13 protein-coding genes and 1 tRNA gene are annotated in these 15,892 nt (G+C 49.9%); 2 read left to right on the top strand and 12 right to left on the bottom strand.

Annotated elements, in window-relative coordinates:
- Nucleotides 1-8 precede the first annotated feature (8 nt).
- Together pta and mgtE are read right to left on the bottom strand one after the other, a co-directional pair.
- Complete coding sequence (gene pta, locus HJV72_RS01150) at nt 9-1,010, bottom strand: phosphate acetyltransferase (protein WP_208067997.1); 1,002 nt, start codon at nt 1,008-1,010, stop codon at nt 9-11.
- 165 nt (nt 1,011-1,175) lie between these two features.
- Nucleotides 1,176-2,531 (bottom strand): magnesium transporter, encoded by a 1,356-nt coding sequence (mgtE, locus tag HJV72_RS01145; protein WP_208068044.1) that lies wholly within the window; start codon nt 2,529-2,531, stop codon nt 1,176-1,178.
- 196 nt (nt 2,532-2,727) lie between these two features.
- On the opposite strand from mgtE, the gene HJV72_RS01140 reads away from it, so the two are divergent.
- Nucleotides 2,728-4,011, top strand: a complete 1,284-nt coding sequence (locus HJV72_RS01140) for a nucleotidyltransferase (protein ID WP_208067995.1) — start codon at nt 2,728-2,730, stop codon at nt 4,009-4,011.
- Nucleotides 4,012-4,049: 38 nt separating this feature from the next.
- On the opposite strand, the gene HJV72_RS01135 is transcribed toward HJV72_RS01140, so the two are convergent.
- Genes HJV72_RS01135 through polA form a run of 6 tightly spaced genes read right to left on the bottom strand, consistent with a single transcriptional unit; the run spans nt 4,050 to nt 10,677 of the window.
- Nucleotides 4,050-4,907: a DegV family protein gene (locus HJV72_RS01135; RefSeq protein WP_208067993.1), complete on the bottom strand. Its 858-nt coding sequence runs from the start codon at nt 4,905-4,907 to the stop codon at nt 4,050-4,052.
- A gap of 12 nt (nt 4,908-4,919) precedes the next feature.
- Nucleotides 4,920-6,284 (bottom strand): PFL family protein, encoded by a 1,365-nt coding sequence (locus HJV72_RS01130; protein WP_208067991.1) that lies wholly within the window; start codon nt 6,282-6,284, stop codon nt 4,920-4,922.
- A 30-nt stretch (nt 6,285-6,314) separates the two neighbouring features.
- A complete protein-coding gene (locus HJV72_RS01125; RefSeq protein ID WP_066575922.1) occupies nt 6,315-6,587 on the bottom strand; it encodes an ACT domain-containing protein in 273 nt (90 codons plus the stop codon).
- 18 nt (nt 6,588-6,605) lie between these two features.
- Nucleotides 6,606-7,403 (bottom strand): MBL fold metallo-hydrolase, encoded by a 798-nt coding sequence (locus HJV72_RS01120; RefSeq protein WP_208067990.1) that lies wholly within the window; start codon nt 7,401-7,403, stop codon nt 6,606-6,608.
- A 50-nt stretch (nt 7,404-7,453) separates the two neighbouring features.
- Nucleotides 7,454-8,047, bottom strand: a complete 594-nt coding sequence (coaE, locus tag HJV72_RS01115) for a dephospho-CoA kinase (protein WP_208067989.1) — start codon at nt 8,045-8,047, stop codon at nt 7,454-7,456.
- A 14-nt stretch (nt 8,048-8,061) separates the two neighbouring features.
- Nucleotides 8,062-10,677, bottom strand: coding sequence for a DNA polymerase I (gene polA, locus HJV72_RS01110; protein ID WP_208067988.1), 2,616 nt, complete (start codon nt 10,675-10,677; stop codon nt 8,062-8,064).
- A gap of 280 nt (nt 10,678-10,957) precedes the next feature.
- Between polA and HJV72_RS01105 the strand changes: the two genes are divergently transcribed.
- Nucleotides 10,958-13,222 carry a bifunctional diguanylate cyclase/phosphodiesterase gene (locus tag HJV72_RS01105; RefSeq protein ID WP_208067987.1) on the top strand — a complete coding sequence of 755 codons (2,265 nt, stop codon included), beginning with the start codon at nt 10,958-10,960 and terminating at the stop codon, nt 13,220-13,222.
- Between the two features lie 125 nt (nt 13,223-13,347).
- On the opposite strand, the gene HJV72_RS01100 is transcribed toward HJV72_RS01105, so the two are convergent.
- The 4 genes from HJV72_RS01100 to HJV72_RS01085 form a co-directional block, all read right to left on the bottom strand.
- Nucleotides 13,348-13,983: a CatB-related O-acetyltransferase gene (locus HJV72_RS01100; RefSeq protein WP_208067986.1), complete on the bottom strand. Its 636-nt coding sequence runs from the start codon at nt 13,981-13,983 to the stop codon at nt 13,348-13,350.
- A gap of 140 nt (nt 13,984-14,123) precedes the next feature.
- Nucleotides 14,124-14,933, bottom strand: a complete 810-nt coding sequence (locus HJV72_RS20065) for a collagen-like protein (RefSeq protein ID WP_243765475.1) — start codon at nt 14,931-14,933, stop codon at nt 14,124-14,126.
- A 132-nt stretch (nt 14,934-15,065) separates the two neighbouring features.
- Nucleotides 15,066-15,148: transfer RNA gene (locus tag HJV72_RS01090), tRNA-Leu, on the bottom strand.
- Nucleotides 15,149-15,213: 65 nt separating this feature from the next.
- Nucleotides 15,214-15,852 (bottom strand): hypothetical protein, encoded by a 639-nt coding sequence (locus tag HJV72_RS01085; protein ID WP_243765474.1) that lies wholly within the window; start codon nt 15,850-15,852, stop codon nt 15,214-15,216.
- Between the last annotated feature and the right edge of the window lie 40 nt (nt 15,853-15,892).

The following is a 15,892-nucleotide window of genomic DNA, read 5'->3' as shown; positions in this document are numbered from 1 at the left end:
TTAACGTTCTAGTTCTCCGTCATGCACTGAACGGCTGTGATAGCCACTACCCCTTCAATATCCTTCGCGCTGCAGCCGCGGGACAGATCGTTGACCGGTGCGGCGATGCCCTGTGTCAGAGGTCCATAAGCTTCCGCTTTGGCGAGTCTCTGGACGAGCTTATAGCCGATATTTCCCGCATCCAGGTCTGGGAATACGAGTACGTTGGCCTTTCCTGCGACCGGGCTTCCCGGTGCCTTCGATGCCCCGATTTCCGGTACGATGGCAGCGTCAAGCTGGAATTCTCCGTCTATCATGAGCCCCTCTGGCGCCTGTTCCTTAGCGATGCGTGTGGCTTCCACTACCTTGTCCACATCGGCATGCTTTGCGCTTCCTTTCGTGGAATGTGACAGAAGTGCCACCACCGGTTCCTCCCCTGTCAGGAGTCTGAAGGATTCCGCGGAGGACAGCGCGATAGCCGCCAGCTTCTCCGGATCCGGATTCTGCTCAAGCCCTGCATCCGCAAATACGAACGTTCCATCTGCTCCCATATCGCAGTCCGGAACGACCATGACGAAAAATGCAGATACAAGCTTTGTACCAGGTTTCGTCTTCAGTATCTGCAGACACGGCCTAAGCGTATCTGCCGTAGAATGGCATGCACCTGACACCATCCCGTCCGCATCCTTCATCTTCACCATCATGACCCCATAGTACAGATAATTCGAAAGAAGCAGCTCTCTTGCCTGCTCTTGCGTCATCCCCTTCTTCTGCCTCAGTTCTACCAGCTTGGCGATATAGCCCTCCGTCTTTTCGCTCGTGGCCGGGTCTACGACCGTCGCCTTGCTGACATCGAAAGAGCCTCTGTTTTTTTCAATCTCTTCCTTGCTTCCCACAAGTACCACATTTGCGGTGCCTTCCTTCAGCACAGCTTCCGCCGCCTCATACGTTCTGATATCTTCTGTCTCAGGAAGCACGATCGTTTTCATGCTTGTCTTGGCTTTTGCCTTGATTTCATCTATAAATCCCATGATTAATAGACTCCTTTCCATTTATTCTCAGTATTTCTATTATAATACAAAGAGACCTTGTAAACAAGGTCTCTTCCCGTAATCTTATGTCTATTTTTCAATACAATAAGCGTTATTTATTTAACATCTTGGTAAATATGACCAATAAAATTGAAACTGTCCCTGTCATATGGCAAATACAAGGCTCACAATCGCAAAGTATACCGTCACCGTGCTGATATCCACGAGCGTGGAAATAAGCGGGGTAGCCATTATCGCAGGATCCAGCCCTATTTTCTTGGCAATCAGAGGAAGGGTACAGCCTACGATTTTCGCCAGGATGATGGTGCATGCCATCGTCAGGCCGATCGTTACCGCAATCATCACGTCACCCTGTCCCATGACAAGTATGCGTATCCCATTCACGGTGGACAGTATGACGCTGACGAGAAGCGCTACTCTAATCTCCTTGAAAATGACTTTTACGATATCTCCGAACTCAATCTCTCCCACAGCCAGGCCGCGTATCACGAGCGTAGAGCTCTGGGAGCCGCAGTTGCCGCCTGTCCCCATCAGCATCGGAATGAAGCCGGCCAGCTGGGGCATGACTGCCAGTGCAGATTCATAGTGGTTCATAATCATCTGTGTGATAGTCGCGGAAAGCATAAGGAACATCAGCCACGGCAGCCTGTTCTTCACATGGCTGATGACACTTGTCCCAAAGTAAGATTCTTCATTGGGGCTTACGCCGGCCATGATGCTGATATCTTCTGTCGTCTCTTCCTGCAGTACATACATGGCATCATCAACCGTGACGATACCGACCATGCACATCTCATGGTCCACGATGGGAAGTGCTATCAGTCCATACTTCGTTATCGTGCGGGCTACTTCCTCCTGATCATCCGTCGTATGGGCATAGAGCATATTTGTATCCATAATCTCTTCCACGGTCTTAGACTCGCTCGTCGTGAGCAGCTCTTTTACATCCACGACACCGATCAGCCTTCGCTTCTCCGTCACATAGCATGTATATATCGTCTCCTTATTCAGACCTACCTGTCTGATCTTCAGTATGGACTCTGCCACTGTCATCTCTTTCCTGAGCGCGATGTAATCCACGTTCATCACGCTTCCGGCACTGTCCTCCGGATACTGGAGCAGCGCATTGATCTGCTGCCTCGTCTCCTCATCCGTCGCCATGAGAAGACGGTCCACCACATTGGCCGGCATCTCTTCCAACACATCGACCGTATCATCCAGGTACATCTCTTCCATGACCTCTTCCAGCTCGGAATCGGTGAGTGCATTGATAAGCAGCTCTCTCATATCGCTGTTCATGTAAGTAAACGTCTCCGCCGCCTCTTCTTTTGCCAGAAGACGGAATACCATCACCAGCTGCTTCTGTTCAAAGTCCTCCAGGATATCTGCCAGATCGATCGGGTACATATTATTCTCAAGCTCTTCCTTGAGCTCTTTATACTGTCGGTTTTCAAGCATTTCCAGAATACGTTCTTCTGTCAGCTCTTCCCGCTCTTCCATATAATCTTCCGCTTCTGTCGGTGCATCGCACGGCTCTTGCGTCTCTTCGCCAATATCTGCATCGCGGCGGCTGTATTCTTCACTCATCGTACCCCTCCTCTCCCAAGGCTTTCTCCCCTAAAACACGTAATTCGTTTTGCGAACCCGGTCTTTTTATAGTATAATCAATTTCAGAAGGATATACAAGGAGATTCTTATGAAAATAGTAGGTTTGATTACGGAATACAACCCGTTTCACAACGGGCATTTATACCATATAGAGAAGGCAAAAGAGATTACAGGAGCAGACGCCGCCATCGTCGTCATGAGCGGAAATTATGTACAGAGAGGTGCTCCTGCCATCATGCCAAAGCATCTGCGGGCCGAAGTGGCGCTGGAAGCAGGTGTGCCGGTCGTGATGGAGCTCCCGGTCTGCTTTGCCACAGGCAGCGCCGAATACTTTGCGGCAGGTGCCGTATCTCTGTTTGAGCAGCTTGGCTGCGTCGATTCGATCTGCTTTGGAAGCGAATGCGGCGATTACGCCAGATTAGAACAGATTGCGCATGTAGTCGCGGACGAACCGGAAGAATATAAGTTCTCACTTCAGGAAGGGCTGCGCAAAGGTCTTTCCTTTCCCCGCGCCCGCCAGCTGGCACTGAAGGCCTGCCTCAGGGACGACTCCCTTGATGCCGTGCTGGAACAGCCGAACAACATCCTCGGCATAGAATATATCAAGGCACTGTACCTGAAGAATAGCCCCATTAAGACATACACGATCAAGCGCATGGTATCCGGGTATCACGACGAATCCCTCTCGGAGAACTACAGCTCCGCGTCGGCCATCCGTAAGCTCCTTGCCTATGCCAGCAACTCCATCCACCTAGAGGAGGAAGGCATGTTTGACGAACCGGTCATGTCTGAGGTGCTGACACGGCTCGAAGGCCAGGTCCCTCCTTCCTGCATAAGGCTTCTGGAGGAGACCCACCGTACGAGGTATCCAATCTATTCCAACGACTTCTCCCTCTTGTTAAAGTATAAGCTGCTGACAGAGACGAAGGACACGCTTGTCAAATACGTAGATATCACCGAAGACCTGGCAAACCGCATCATGAACCATGCCAATGATTTCATCACCTTCGACCAGTTCTGCGACCTTCTGAAGACAAGGGATATGACTTACACCCGGATAAGCAGAAGCCTGTTCCACATACTGCTCGGCATCACGAAATATGATATGCTCTCCTGCAGGGAAGACGGATACTGCCATTATGCGCACATCCTCGGATTCCGCAAAGACGCGGCCAATGTTCTCACCCACTTGAAAGCACATTCCAAAGTACCCCTGGTCACGAAGCTGACCCAGGCGGATTCCCTGAGCGATACCGGCAGCCGAATGCTGACGCAGGACATCTTTGCATCTAACTTGTATGAGGCAATCATAACGAACAAGTTCAAGCTGCCCTTTGTAAACGAATATGAGCAGTCCATCGTCATCTTATGATCTTATATAACGGACGGGGCGTACAGTGTGCGAAGATTCTATCTTTCCACCACTCTGCTGCAGGCGACCGCAAGTGCTCCCGGTCCGATATGGCAGGCCACGCTTAAGGACAGCTTGTCCATGTGGACGTCATATCCCGGGAACTTTGCCTCGATCTCTTCCTTCCACGCATGCGCCTCTTCTTCCTGACACGTATAGGCAGCTTCCAGATTGACCCTCCTGCCTTTGAACCGCTCTTCTATATCCTTCTCCATGGCATTCAGCATCGTACGCTTCGCCGCTTTTAATCCGCGTACTTTCGCATATGCGTCCAGCTTCTCCCCCTGAATCTGAAGGACCGGCTTCAGGTTCAGCACCGTGCCAAGGGCTGCCGCAGCCGGGGTTATGCGCCCGCCTTTCCTTAAGTATTTCAGCGTATCCACCGTGATATAGATGCTCGCTTCCAGCCGTTCCCTCATAAGCACATCCTCAATCTCAGATGCCGTCATGCCGCGGCGTACCATCTCCACCGCGTCCAGCGCAGACTGGCGCTGCGTGACCGATACCCTCTGGTTATCGATTACGTGCACCTTGCCGTCAAATTCCTTAGAGAGCATCTTCGCCGTCTCACAGGAACTGCTCAGCCCGCTGGACATAGGGATATGGATGATTTCATCGTACTCGGACAGCAGTTCCTCCCACAGTTCCATCACGTCTGCCGGAGACGGCTGTGAAGTGGATATCTCCGCATCTTCCGCAAGCTTCTGATAGAATTCTTCCTGGCTGAGCGTTATATCCTCATAGAACAGCTCTCCGCTGATATAAAATGGCATCGGCAATATCCGGATGCCCCGCTTCTTTCCTTCTTCCTGTGTGATTCCACTGTTACTGTCTGTCACAACTGCTACTTTTCCCATTTATTTACCTCGCTAATTTTTAAAACTGTGTATCGGTGCCGGAATCCTTCCTTTTCGATTCACGAACCTGCTGCAGTCAAATTCATTGACCGGCATAATCGGAGCATATCCGAGCAGGCCTCCGAATTCCGCCGTATCTCCTACATCCTTGCCGATTACCGGTATGAGACGAACTGCTGTCGTCTTCTGGTTGACCATGCCGATTGCCATCTCATCCGCGATAATGCCTGAGATGGTAGACGCCTTCGTCTTGCCGGGGACCGCTATCATATCAAGACCCACGGAACAGACGCAGGTCATCGCTTCCAGCTTCTCCAGCGTGAGCGCTCCTGCATTTACCGCGTCAATCATCCCCTGGTCTTCGCTCACCGGTATAAAAGCACCGCTTAAGCCTCCCACATAAGAAGATGCCATGACACCGCCCTTTTTAACCTGGTCATTCAGCATGGCAAGGGCTGCCGTCGTACCCGGAGCACCTGTCCGCTCCAGACCAATTTCTTCCAGAATCTCGGCCACGCTGTCCCCTACGGACGGGGTCGGCGCCAGTGACAGGTCTACGATGCCGAACGGTATGCCCATCCGCCTGGAAGCTTCTCCTGCGACAAGCTGGCCCACTCGCGTCACCTTAAATGCCGTCTTCTTGATCGTCTCGCACAGCTCTTCAAATCCTCTGCCGCGTACCTGCTCGATGGCATGTTTCACTACACCGGGTCCGCTGACTCCTACATTGATAACCGCGTCACCTTCTGTGACCCCGAGAAATGCCCCTGCCATAAACGGATTGTCATCGGGTGCGTTGCAGAATATGACGAGCTTGGCGCAGCCGAGGGAGTCGTGCTCTTTCGTGGCCTCCGCCGTCTCCCTGACCACCTCTCCGCACAGGCGGACCGCATCCATATTGATTCCCGTCCTCGTAGAGCCGACATTCACAGAGCTGCATACCCGCTCCGTACATGCCAGTGCCTGAGGAATGGAACGGATTAGAGCCTCATCGCTCTTTGTCATCGCTTTGGATACAAGCGCGGAATACCCGCCTATAAAGTTGACTCCCACTTCCTTAGCAGCCTTATCCAGCGTACGGGCCAGCGTAACAAAGTCTTCTTCCGTCTTGCACGCTGCGCTGCCGACCAGCGCCGCAGGCGTGACAGATATTCTCTTATTTACGATTGGTATCCCATATTCCCTCTCAATCTGCTCTCCGGTAGAGACGAGGTGTTCTGCCGTGGAAGTAATCTTCCTGTAGATTTTTTCGTTGAGCGCTTCCAGATCGGAATCGATGCAATCCATAAGGCTGATGCCAAGCGTAATCGTCCTTACGTCCAAATTCTCCTGTTCTATCATCTGGTTCGTCTCGTTGACTTCATATATGTTGATCATGGGCTGTCTTCCTGTCCTTTCTGCCTTTGCTTATAATCGATGCATCTTTTCAAATATCTCTTCTCTCTGACAGTGGATCGTCACTCCGATTCCAAGCCCTACTTCTTCCAGCTCCTTCGAGACGGCTGCAATCTCTTTTGTAGCATTTGTCACGTCAACGACAGCCATCATGTTAAAATATCCGTTCACGATCGTCTGGGAGATGTCCAGCACATTGATGTTCGTCCCTGCAAGGTAAGTGCATACTCTGGCTATGATGCCCACGGTGTCTTTTCCAACTACTGTAATGATACATTTCTTCATGGTCTTCCTCCTGTCTTCCTATACTGTTATGATTTCTGATACCGTATCCCTCTTGGCTACCATCACCGGGATATCTTCTCCTTTATAAGGATTGTCCCCGAGGCTGACTTCCAGCTTGACCGTCTCATAGGCAAGTTCTTCATAATTGTTTTCCTTGCTCAGATGGCCAAGCATTACATATTTGAGATTGTCATGTAAGATATCACAAAGAAGCCGCCCTGACAATTCATTGGAAAGATGACCCTTCTCTCCCATTACTCTGCGTTTCAGCGGATAAGGATAAGGGCCTACCTCCAGCATGTGGATGTCATGGTTTGCCTCAAGAAGCACTGCGTCAAGCTCTTTCAGATGCTCTACCGTGTATGCGTCATATTTGCCGAGATCGGTGGCGACAGCAACCGCCTTATCGCCATCTTCAATTCGGTAGCCGGAAGGCTGCCGCGCATCGTGCGAGATGGCAAATGGCCGTATGTCCAGGCTGCCGAGTGAAAATGCTCCGTCTATATCTATCTCATGCAGCAGGCCTTCGGGCATTCTGCCGATGCTGTTCGTGCACCGGATTCCTTCTATCGTCCCGGCCGTGGCATAGATTGGCACTTCGTATTTTCTGCTGAATACGCCAAGCCCCTGTATATGGTCGATATGCTCATGGGTGATGAGGATGCCTCTGATCTCATCCCCCTTGATTCCAAGCGTATGTAATCCTGCATCTATCCTTTTTTTACTGATTCCGGTATCTACGAGCAGATGCGTATCGTCATCCCCCACATAGATACAGTTCCCGCTGCTCCCGCTAGCTATGCTGCATAGTCTCATGTATGTATACACTCCTGTCATTTAATATGTCTGGATATCTGATATCCGGATTACCAAAGATTCCGGACCATCTCATCCAGCTGTATCTTCGTCTCCTCGAAAATGCCGCTGTTATCGATAACCCTGTCGCAGTTCCTGAGGAATGCCTCCTTGGGAAGCTGCGATGCGATAATATCATCTACCTTCTCTGCGTCATATCCTCTTGCGTAGATCAGCCGCTTTTTCCTGATGGCATCCTCCACATAGACATACCATATCTCGTCGCAGATCTGCTCATAATGGTCGTCTAAGAGGAGGGCTGCCTCCAGGATAAAAAGGCTCGTATGCTTTCTCTCTTCCCTTCTTATTATCTTTCGTACCTCTTCCTTCACCGCAGGATGGACGATTTTATTGAGGGCGGCGCGTTCTTTTTTATCGGTAAATATAATCTGCGCCAGCCTCTCTCTGTCCAGCTCTCCTCTGCCGTCCAGTATCTCCACGCCGAAGTGTTCGACAATTGCCCTGTGGCAGTCTGTCCCCTTCTTCTGGAGCTTTTTTGCCACCTCATCGGCCTGGCATACGGTAGCGCCGTACCTGTCATTCAAGTATTCCAGTATCTGTGTCTTTCCTGCTCCCACACCGCCTGTGATGCCTATAATCTTCATATGTTATCCCTCTGCTATTTTGCTTCGTACCAGTTATCTCCTGTATGCATATCTATTTCCAGCGGCACCTCCAGAGACGCCGCGTTCTCCATCTCTTCCCGGAGTATCGCCTTCACGTCCTCAAGCTCCGGCCTGAACGCTTCTATGAGCAGCTCATCGTGTACCTGCAGGACGAGCCTCGACTTCATATGGTTCTCTTTCAGACGCCTGTTCACGCCTATCATCGCGATCTTCATGATATCTGCCGCGGTACCCTGGATGGGGGCGTTCATGGCCACCCGCTCGCCGAACGACCGCTGCATGAAATTGCTGGAAGATAGTTCCGGCACAGGGCGCCTTCTCCCGAACAGGGTCACGACGTATCCCATCTCTTTGGCGTGCGCGACCGTATCGTCCAGGAATATCTTGATGCCCGGATACGTCTTAAAGTAATCGTCAATGTATGTTGCCGCTTCTTTTCTCGTGATGCTCAGATCCTGGCTCAGCCCAAATGAGCTGATACCGTATACGATGCCGAAATTGACCGCTTTCGCGTTCCTTCTCTGCAGGTCTGACACCTCTTCGAACGGTACATGGAATACCTGGGACGCGGTAATCCGGTGAATATCTTTCTGCTCCTTATATGCGTTGATGAGCTGTTCATCGCCGGAGCAGTGCGCCAGGACACGCAGTTCTATCTGGGAGTAGTCCGCGTCGATAAACACATATCCGTCCTCTGGGATAAACACCTTGCGGATCAGCCTGCCAAGCTCCATCCGGATTGGAATGTTCTGCAGGTTCGGCTCCGTGCTGCTGATTCTTCCGGTCGCCGTAATCGTCTGGTTGAACTTGCCGTGGATCCTCCCATCCTCGCTGATATAATTTGCAAGCCCGTCCGCATAAGTGGACTTGAGCTTCGTAAGCTGGCGGTATTCCAATATCTGAGCCACGACAGGATAATCCGGCGCCAGCTTGTCAAGCACATCCGCTGCGGTCGAATAGCCGGTCTTTGTCTTTTTGCCGCCTTTCAGCCCCATCTTGTCAAACAAGATAACTCCAAGCTGCTTCGGGGAATTGATGTTGAATTCCTCTCCGGCCGTCTCGTAGATCTCTTTTTCCAGCTCTTCTATCTTGATTCCAAGCTGTTCTCCATAGAATTTGAGTGCTTCCGCTTCAATCCTGACACCGCTGCGTTCCATATCGTACAAGGTGAACACAAGAGGCATCTCTATATCGGTGAACAGATGTCCCATCTGCTCTTCTTCCATCTTCCGGCGGAGTGGTTCTACCGCTGCGTAAGCCGTGTATGCCTCATAGCAGACCTTAACATAATCCTCTACCTTCTCTTCCAGCATAAGCCCAAGCTGTTCTCTCGCGACATCCTCATACGTATAGTCGTTCTTCAGCGGATTCAGAAGATAAGACGCTATCGTCACGTCAAAACATGCCAATGGGTCTGACACCGTAATATATTTCATCGCTTCCTTGATATCGAACATAGAGAATGTCCCTACGCTTGCGGACACTTCTTTCAGTTCTGCAAGCAGATATTCCATCGTGATACCGCCGCCGGCCCTGATGCAGAATATCTTGTCTTCCCCGTAGCAGAGCCCGATTCCTCCCGCGCCGGCCTGTCCGGCAAAAAGCGGCAGGGTATCCTTCGTATCCAGGAACACCGCGGCCCCTGCAAGCGCCGCATGCTTCGCCTCTTCCAATACCTTGCCGGCCTCTGCCGGTTCCGTAACCTCTCTGAAGCTGTCCTCCATAGAGTTTGACGGTGCTTTCACATCAAATTTGCCGAGCAGGTTCTTAAACTGCAACCGCTGGAACCATCCATAAGCTTCTTCTGTAAATACATTCCCAAGCTCTGCCTCCTCCAACCTGAATTCTACATCCGCATCCACATCTATCTCTGCCAGCTTCCTGCTCATGACCGCCATATCCCAGTGCTCTTTGAGCGCTTTGGCGGCCCGGGGCGGCTTCAGCTCATCCACATGTTCATATGCATTTTCGATGGAGTGGTATTCGCTAATGATTTTTGTGGCGGTCTTTTCACCGATGCTTGGAACGCCCGGAATATTATCGGAAGAATCGCCCATCAAGGCTTTCAGGTCGATAAACTCCGCCGGCGTCACCTGGTACCGCTCCTTTACATCTTCTGCATAATAGTCTTCTATCTCCGTTCTCCCCTGCTTCGTCTTAGGGATACGTATCTTCACATGTTCGGTCGCGAGCTGCAGAAGGTCCCTGTCCCCGCTGATGACAGCGACTTCCATCCCCTGCTCCCCGCACTGCTTTGATATCGTCCCGAGAAGGTCGTCAGCCTCCAGCCCCGCCTTCTCAATAATATTGATGCCCATGGCTCTGAGTACGTCTTTTATGACAGGCACCTGCTGCCTGAGCTCTTCTGCCATCGGTTTTCTTGTCCCTTTGTATTCCGCGTACATCTCATGGCGGAAGGTCGGGGCGTGTACATCAAAGGCAACGGTCAGATACTCCGGTGCCTCCTCATCCAATATCTTAAACATAATATTCAGAAATCCATAGACGGCATTCGTGTGAAGGCCTTCTGAATTGGTCAGGTCGGGAAGACCGTAAAAAGCCCTGTTCAATATACTGTGTCCGTCTATCAATACGATTTTTTCAGCCATATACCGTTCTCCAATCTGCTAAACCTAACGTCAGCCTGCAACCGCGTGTGCGTTTGTAAACTGACGCTACTTTACTACTATACACCAAAGTTTCGTTTTTTAAAAGGCATAACCTTTTATTTCTTTCATCCTGTTTCTTTCATCCATCCGATTCCATCTTATCCCAAACAGCTTGTCACATTTCAAGCAATCTTATATAATTTATATTGCAGGCATATTCATTATACAATATGATAGAGACAGATCCGGAAAATAAAAACGGTATAAAAGAGGGATATCTATGTTGAAGCACTTTAAGTCCCAGAGTCTAAGAAAGCAAATATCAGCCGCAGGTATACTTGGCATCGTCATCACTGTAATCCTGTCCATCATCAGTATCTTTTCCTATAAGAGCCTTAAGAATACGCAGGAGCAGGAAGCAAAACAATATTTGAACGAAGTCGTATCACAGTACAGGAATGCGATAGATATAAAAATTGACGGTAACCTCCAGACGCTGCGGGCACTGTCAACTTTTATTGAAAAAAGCGGAGATATAGGTCTTGTGCAGATTTTAGAACAGCTTCGGGCGGAAAGCAGGCAGAACGATTTTCTGAGGATGGGGTATATCATGTCTGACGGCACAGGCTATTTCATAGATACTGACGGCACTGAGCATTATGATATCGATGTCGGTGATGAATCTTTCATACAGAGGGCGCTCACAGGAGAAGACACCGTATCCGATACCCTGACTGATATCTTCTCAGGCGAGACGGTAAACTGCTATAGCGTTCCTGTCTATCTGGACGGTGCCGTCACAGGCGCTTTGACCGCAACCACGAGCTCCACAGCATTCTCCTCTATCATCGAGCAAAAGCTTTTCGGAGGGAATGCCTACACGCATATCATACGAAGCAACGGGGACTATGTCGTCCGCTCGTCCCATGCTGTAATCCAGAAAGATATCAAGAATATCTTCGATGACGGAAAAGTATCGCCGGAAGACAGGGCTTATATCGAAAAGTCCGCCAAGTCCGGACAGAGCTCATTCTCTACTTTTGAATACAAGAATGAAAAATACTGGACGACTATCTTTCCGATTGGAATCAATGACTGGAATTTATTCTGTGTTGTTCCACAAGATTACCTGAGTGAGAATTTCGGTACGCTTATGACCGTCTTCATTGTAATTATGCTCTGTATTACCGCCCTGTTCTCCGTCCTTTTTTTGTACATCTATCATATCATCAAAAGGAGCAGGCAGGAGATAACAAAGCTTGCATACACAGATGTCCTCACCGGCTCGGACAACCGCAACAAATTCATCCTGGAAATGCAGAGGCTCCTTAGCGACAACAGGAATTATGCCATGGTGCTTCTGAATATAAACGGATTTAAGTTTGTCAACGAATTCTATGGCTACGAAGCCGGCAACATGCTGCTGAAACATATCGCCACCGTGCTTGCTGACAATATCGGAGAACAGGAGCTCTGTTACCGGGACAATGCAGACCAGTTCGGCATGCTTCTTAGATGCCGCCGGAAAAAAGAGCTGGCCGAACGGCTGCGGTCGATCCAGGAGCAGATTCATAAGTTCCGGCTGAGCCGTAACCAGGATTATCATATTCTATGCAATTTTGGAGTGATGATTATCGACGAGGGCAGCAAATCGGCCGTGAACACGGATTTCGATACTGTTATGAACGGCGCACTGCTTGCACTGGAAAGTGTGAAGGGCAATGAGATGGATTCCATCGCCTTCTACGACAGGCATCTGCACGAAAAAGCCGCCAGAAAGACGGAAATAGAGAACCGGATGTGGAATGCGGTTGAGAATCATGAATTTATCATGTATCTCCAGCCAAAGTTCTCGTTGAAGACAGGACTCCTGCACAGCGCAGAGGCACTTGTGCGCTGGCAGCCCGGTGACGGGAAGATGATATATCCCGATGAGTTCATTCCAATATTTGAACAGAACGGGTTCATCACGAAGCTGGACATGTACATGCTGGAAGAAGCCTGCCGCTGCCTGGCGGACTGGGACAAAAGGGGATTCCCAGCAGTGCCCATCGCAGTGAATCAGTCACGTATCTTTTTCTATGATACGGAATATCTGAACAAGCTGGAGGAGATTGTCCGATTCTACGCTGTCAATCCATCTCTTATCATCTTGGAAGTGACGGAAACCGTTGCGATGAACAACCTGGAGCAGATCAAGACTGTCATCGCCAGACTCCATTCCATGGGCTTTAAAGTGTCCATGGACGACTTCGGGAGCGGCTACTCTTCTCTCAATACGCTGCGGGAACTGCATGTCGACGAGATTAAGCTGGACAGAGAATTCCTTTCTTTCCAGACAGAATCCGGCCGTGATGAGGCCATCATACGCAATGTCATACATCTGGCAAATGATCTGTCTGCCTCTACTGTGGCCGAGGGAATCGAAACGGAACAACAGCTTGAATTTCTGAAATCCCTCTCCTGTGACATCGGTCAGGGATACTATTTCTGCAGGCCGGTTCCGGCAGCGGACTTCTTCCGGGCTGTAGCAAAGCTTAAGTAAAGCGGGCGCCGGGCAGGAGATGGGTGAAGAGCCGGAATCAGGTACGGGGTTGTTATATAAGACAACATCCCCTGCCTGATTCCGGCTCTTTTTACAGCAACGTCACATGGTCAACCGCCGCAGCTTTACGAAACTCTCATTTCTTCTATACAGCCTGACTGTATCGCGTTCATCTTAGCCGCTATTTTTTCCTTCGGCCAGTCCCACCACTTGATTTCTGACAAGTCATGGATAGTCTCCTCGGAAAACCGCTTTCTTATCGGTCTTGCCGGCACGCCTCCGACTATCGTATACGGCGGCACATCTTTTGTCACGAGCGAACGTGCACCGATGATTGCCCCGTCTCCTATGGTGATGCCTGCAAGAATCACAGCCTCATATCCAATCCATACGTCATTGCCTACTATGATATCCCCTTTGTTGTCCCAGGAACGAGCCACGTCCCTGCGCTCGAGCCCCCATTCTTCATAGAAGAGCGGGAACGGATACGTGGACAATGAATGCATGCTGTGGTTTGCACTGTTGAACAGAAATCTTGCACCGCACGCGATGGAACAGAATTTCCCGATTACAAGCTTATCATCATTGACGGGATAATGGTATAATACATTGTTCTTCTCGAACAGAACCGGGTCATTTACAAAATCATTATACATCGTGTAGCTGCCGACGGTTATGTTCGGATTGTTGATTACGTTCTCTAAATATACGGTATCTTTGTCCCCCGTACGTGGATAGACGCGTTTTTCTGGAATAGCCATTTTATAATCCTCCTGTATGCTTCATCTGCCACTTCAACTATTCCAGCCATTACAATGCAACGTTTCAATGAAAACACTCCTTCGTCTTAGTATTAAGGATATTATACGCCGTATTGCTCCGAAACTCAATATGGAAGCTGTTACCTTATCTTCCAGCCGCTCCAGCTTGTTCCGTCCCATCGGTTTGTCGCCAGCCCGTTATCCCTGCCAAAGAGGATTATCGTAATCTGGTCGCTCGTACGCCTCAGCACGATTCCAAGTGTATATTTGTAATACTTGTTCGGCACGTTTATCGTATATTCCCCGGATGACACGAGGGACAGCATATGCTGCGTCTTCAATGCCTCTGCCAGGATATCATTTGACGGCTTCAGATATGAACTGATATTAAGCACAGCACCGTCCAGGATACTGCTTACGGCCTGCAGGTCTTCATGAAGCTTCTTACCCTGTCTCGCATCCAGCGCAAACCCTTCTTCGTCCGTATCCAGATTGTCGGCAATATTTACCGGTCCTGCGTCTCCTCTGTCACCTTTTGGACCCTGTGGTCCGGCGACACCCATGTCACCTTTTGGTCCGGTAGCCCCGGTTGGCCCTTGTGGACCTGCAGGGCCGGTATCTCCTTTCGGACCGGTTGCCCCCTGTGGGCCCGTAGCTCCCGTCGGCCCCTGTGGGCCTGTCAATCCTTGTGGACCGGTAGCACCTTGCGGCCCTGTTGCTCCTGTCAGTCCCTGGGAGCCTCTTGGCCCTTCGTCTCCTTTGTCGCCTTTCGGACCGGTTGCCGGGACTCCGGTATCTGACTCTCCTATGTACCAGCAGCCATTTGCTCCGATATGTGGCGTGATTCCGTCATCACCTCTTGCTTTGACCCCTGTATCATAGTTGTTGATAAACCAGTTGCCATTTTCGCCGATATAAATTTCCGGTATGAAGCTTACGTTTTCTTCCATGCTGTGTTCCTCCTTTTGTTTTGGTAGGTGCATCTTAACAATTTGCACCGGGACATGGAGGGACACTTTAAGATTTTCTAAAAAAAACACCGGATACCGTTGGTATTACGGTATCCGGTGTGCCTAATCGAATGCGGATGGTGGGACTTGAACCCACACGAGGTCGCCCCCGCAAGATTTTGAGTCTTGTGCGTCTGCCATTCCGCCACATCCGCTCATCCCGGCTTTCTCAAGCCGAGATTTATTGTATCATATTGTTCTGTTAATTACAACAATTATTTTATAAAAGTGACGCATTGTCCAAAGCTGTCAAATCTTCGTCCGGGATATAGTATACGCCTTCTTTATCCGGCTTTACATGGATTGTGATGACCTGCTCGTCCCCATATTCCGGGTTGGCTATCTTCTCCGAGAGAAGATCATACATTTTCCCATACACCAGTTCATTGATTTTGTCTTGCGCCGGTATCTCTTCCGTATCTGCAAGCTCTGACTGCACCGCGCTTAAAACTTCATCTTCGAGTCCCTCGAACGCTGTCAGGGGCTTTATCTTTACATCGATGGTAAAGGAGTCATCGTCTGCCTCTTTGGCATCACCAAGCTTATAGTCCACCTGTTTTCCGACGTCCAGGAACAGGTTTCTGTAATTTTCAACCATCTCCTCTGGCAACGTAGACTTGTCTATGCCGGCTTCCGTGAGCATCTGGTCCAGATTGCCTTCATACATTTCTTTTGCTTCCTTCTCGGTGGATTCCGTCTGCTTGATATACTCTTTAAATTCTCCTTTATACTGTGCATCAAGTACAGACTGCGCATATGCCTTTGCATCTTCTTTGGACATTCCACCGCAGCCGCTCAGCACTACCATAGCCAATACGGCCAAAAGCGCAGGCAGAATCCTTTTCTTTGCTTTCTTCATAGTAACCCTCCTACATAAATAGTTAATGTATTTATTATAT

The sequence above is a fragment of the Extibacter sp. GGCC_0201 genome (assembly GCF_017566055.1).
Classification (GTDB): Bacteria; Bacillota; Clostridia; order Lachnospirales; family Lachnospiraceae; genus Extibacter.
This window is presented reverse-complemented; position numbering and strand designations above follow the sequence as displayed.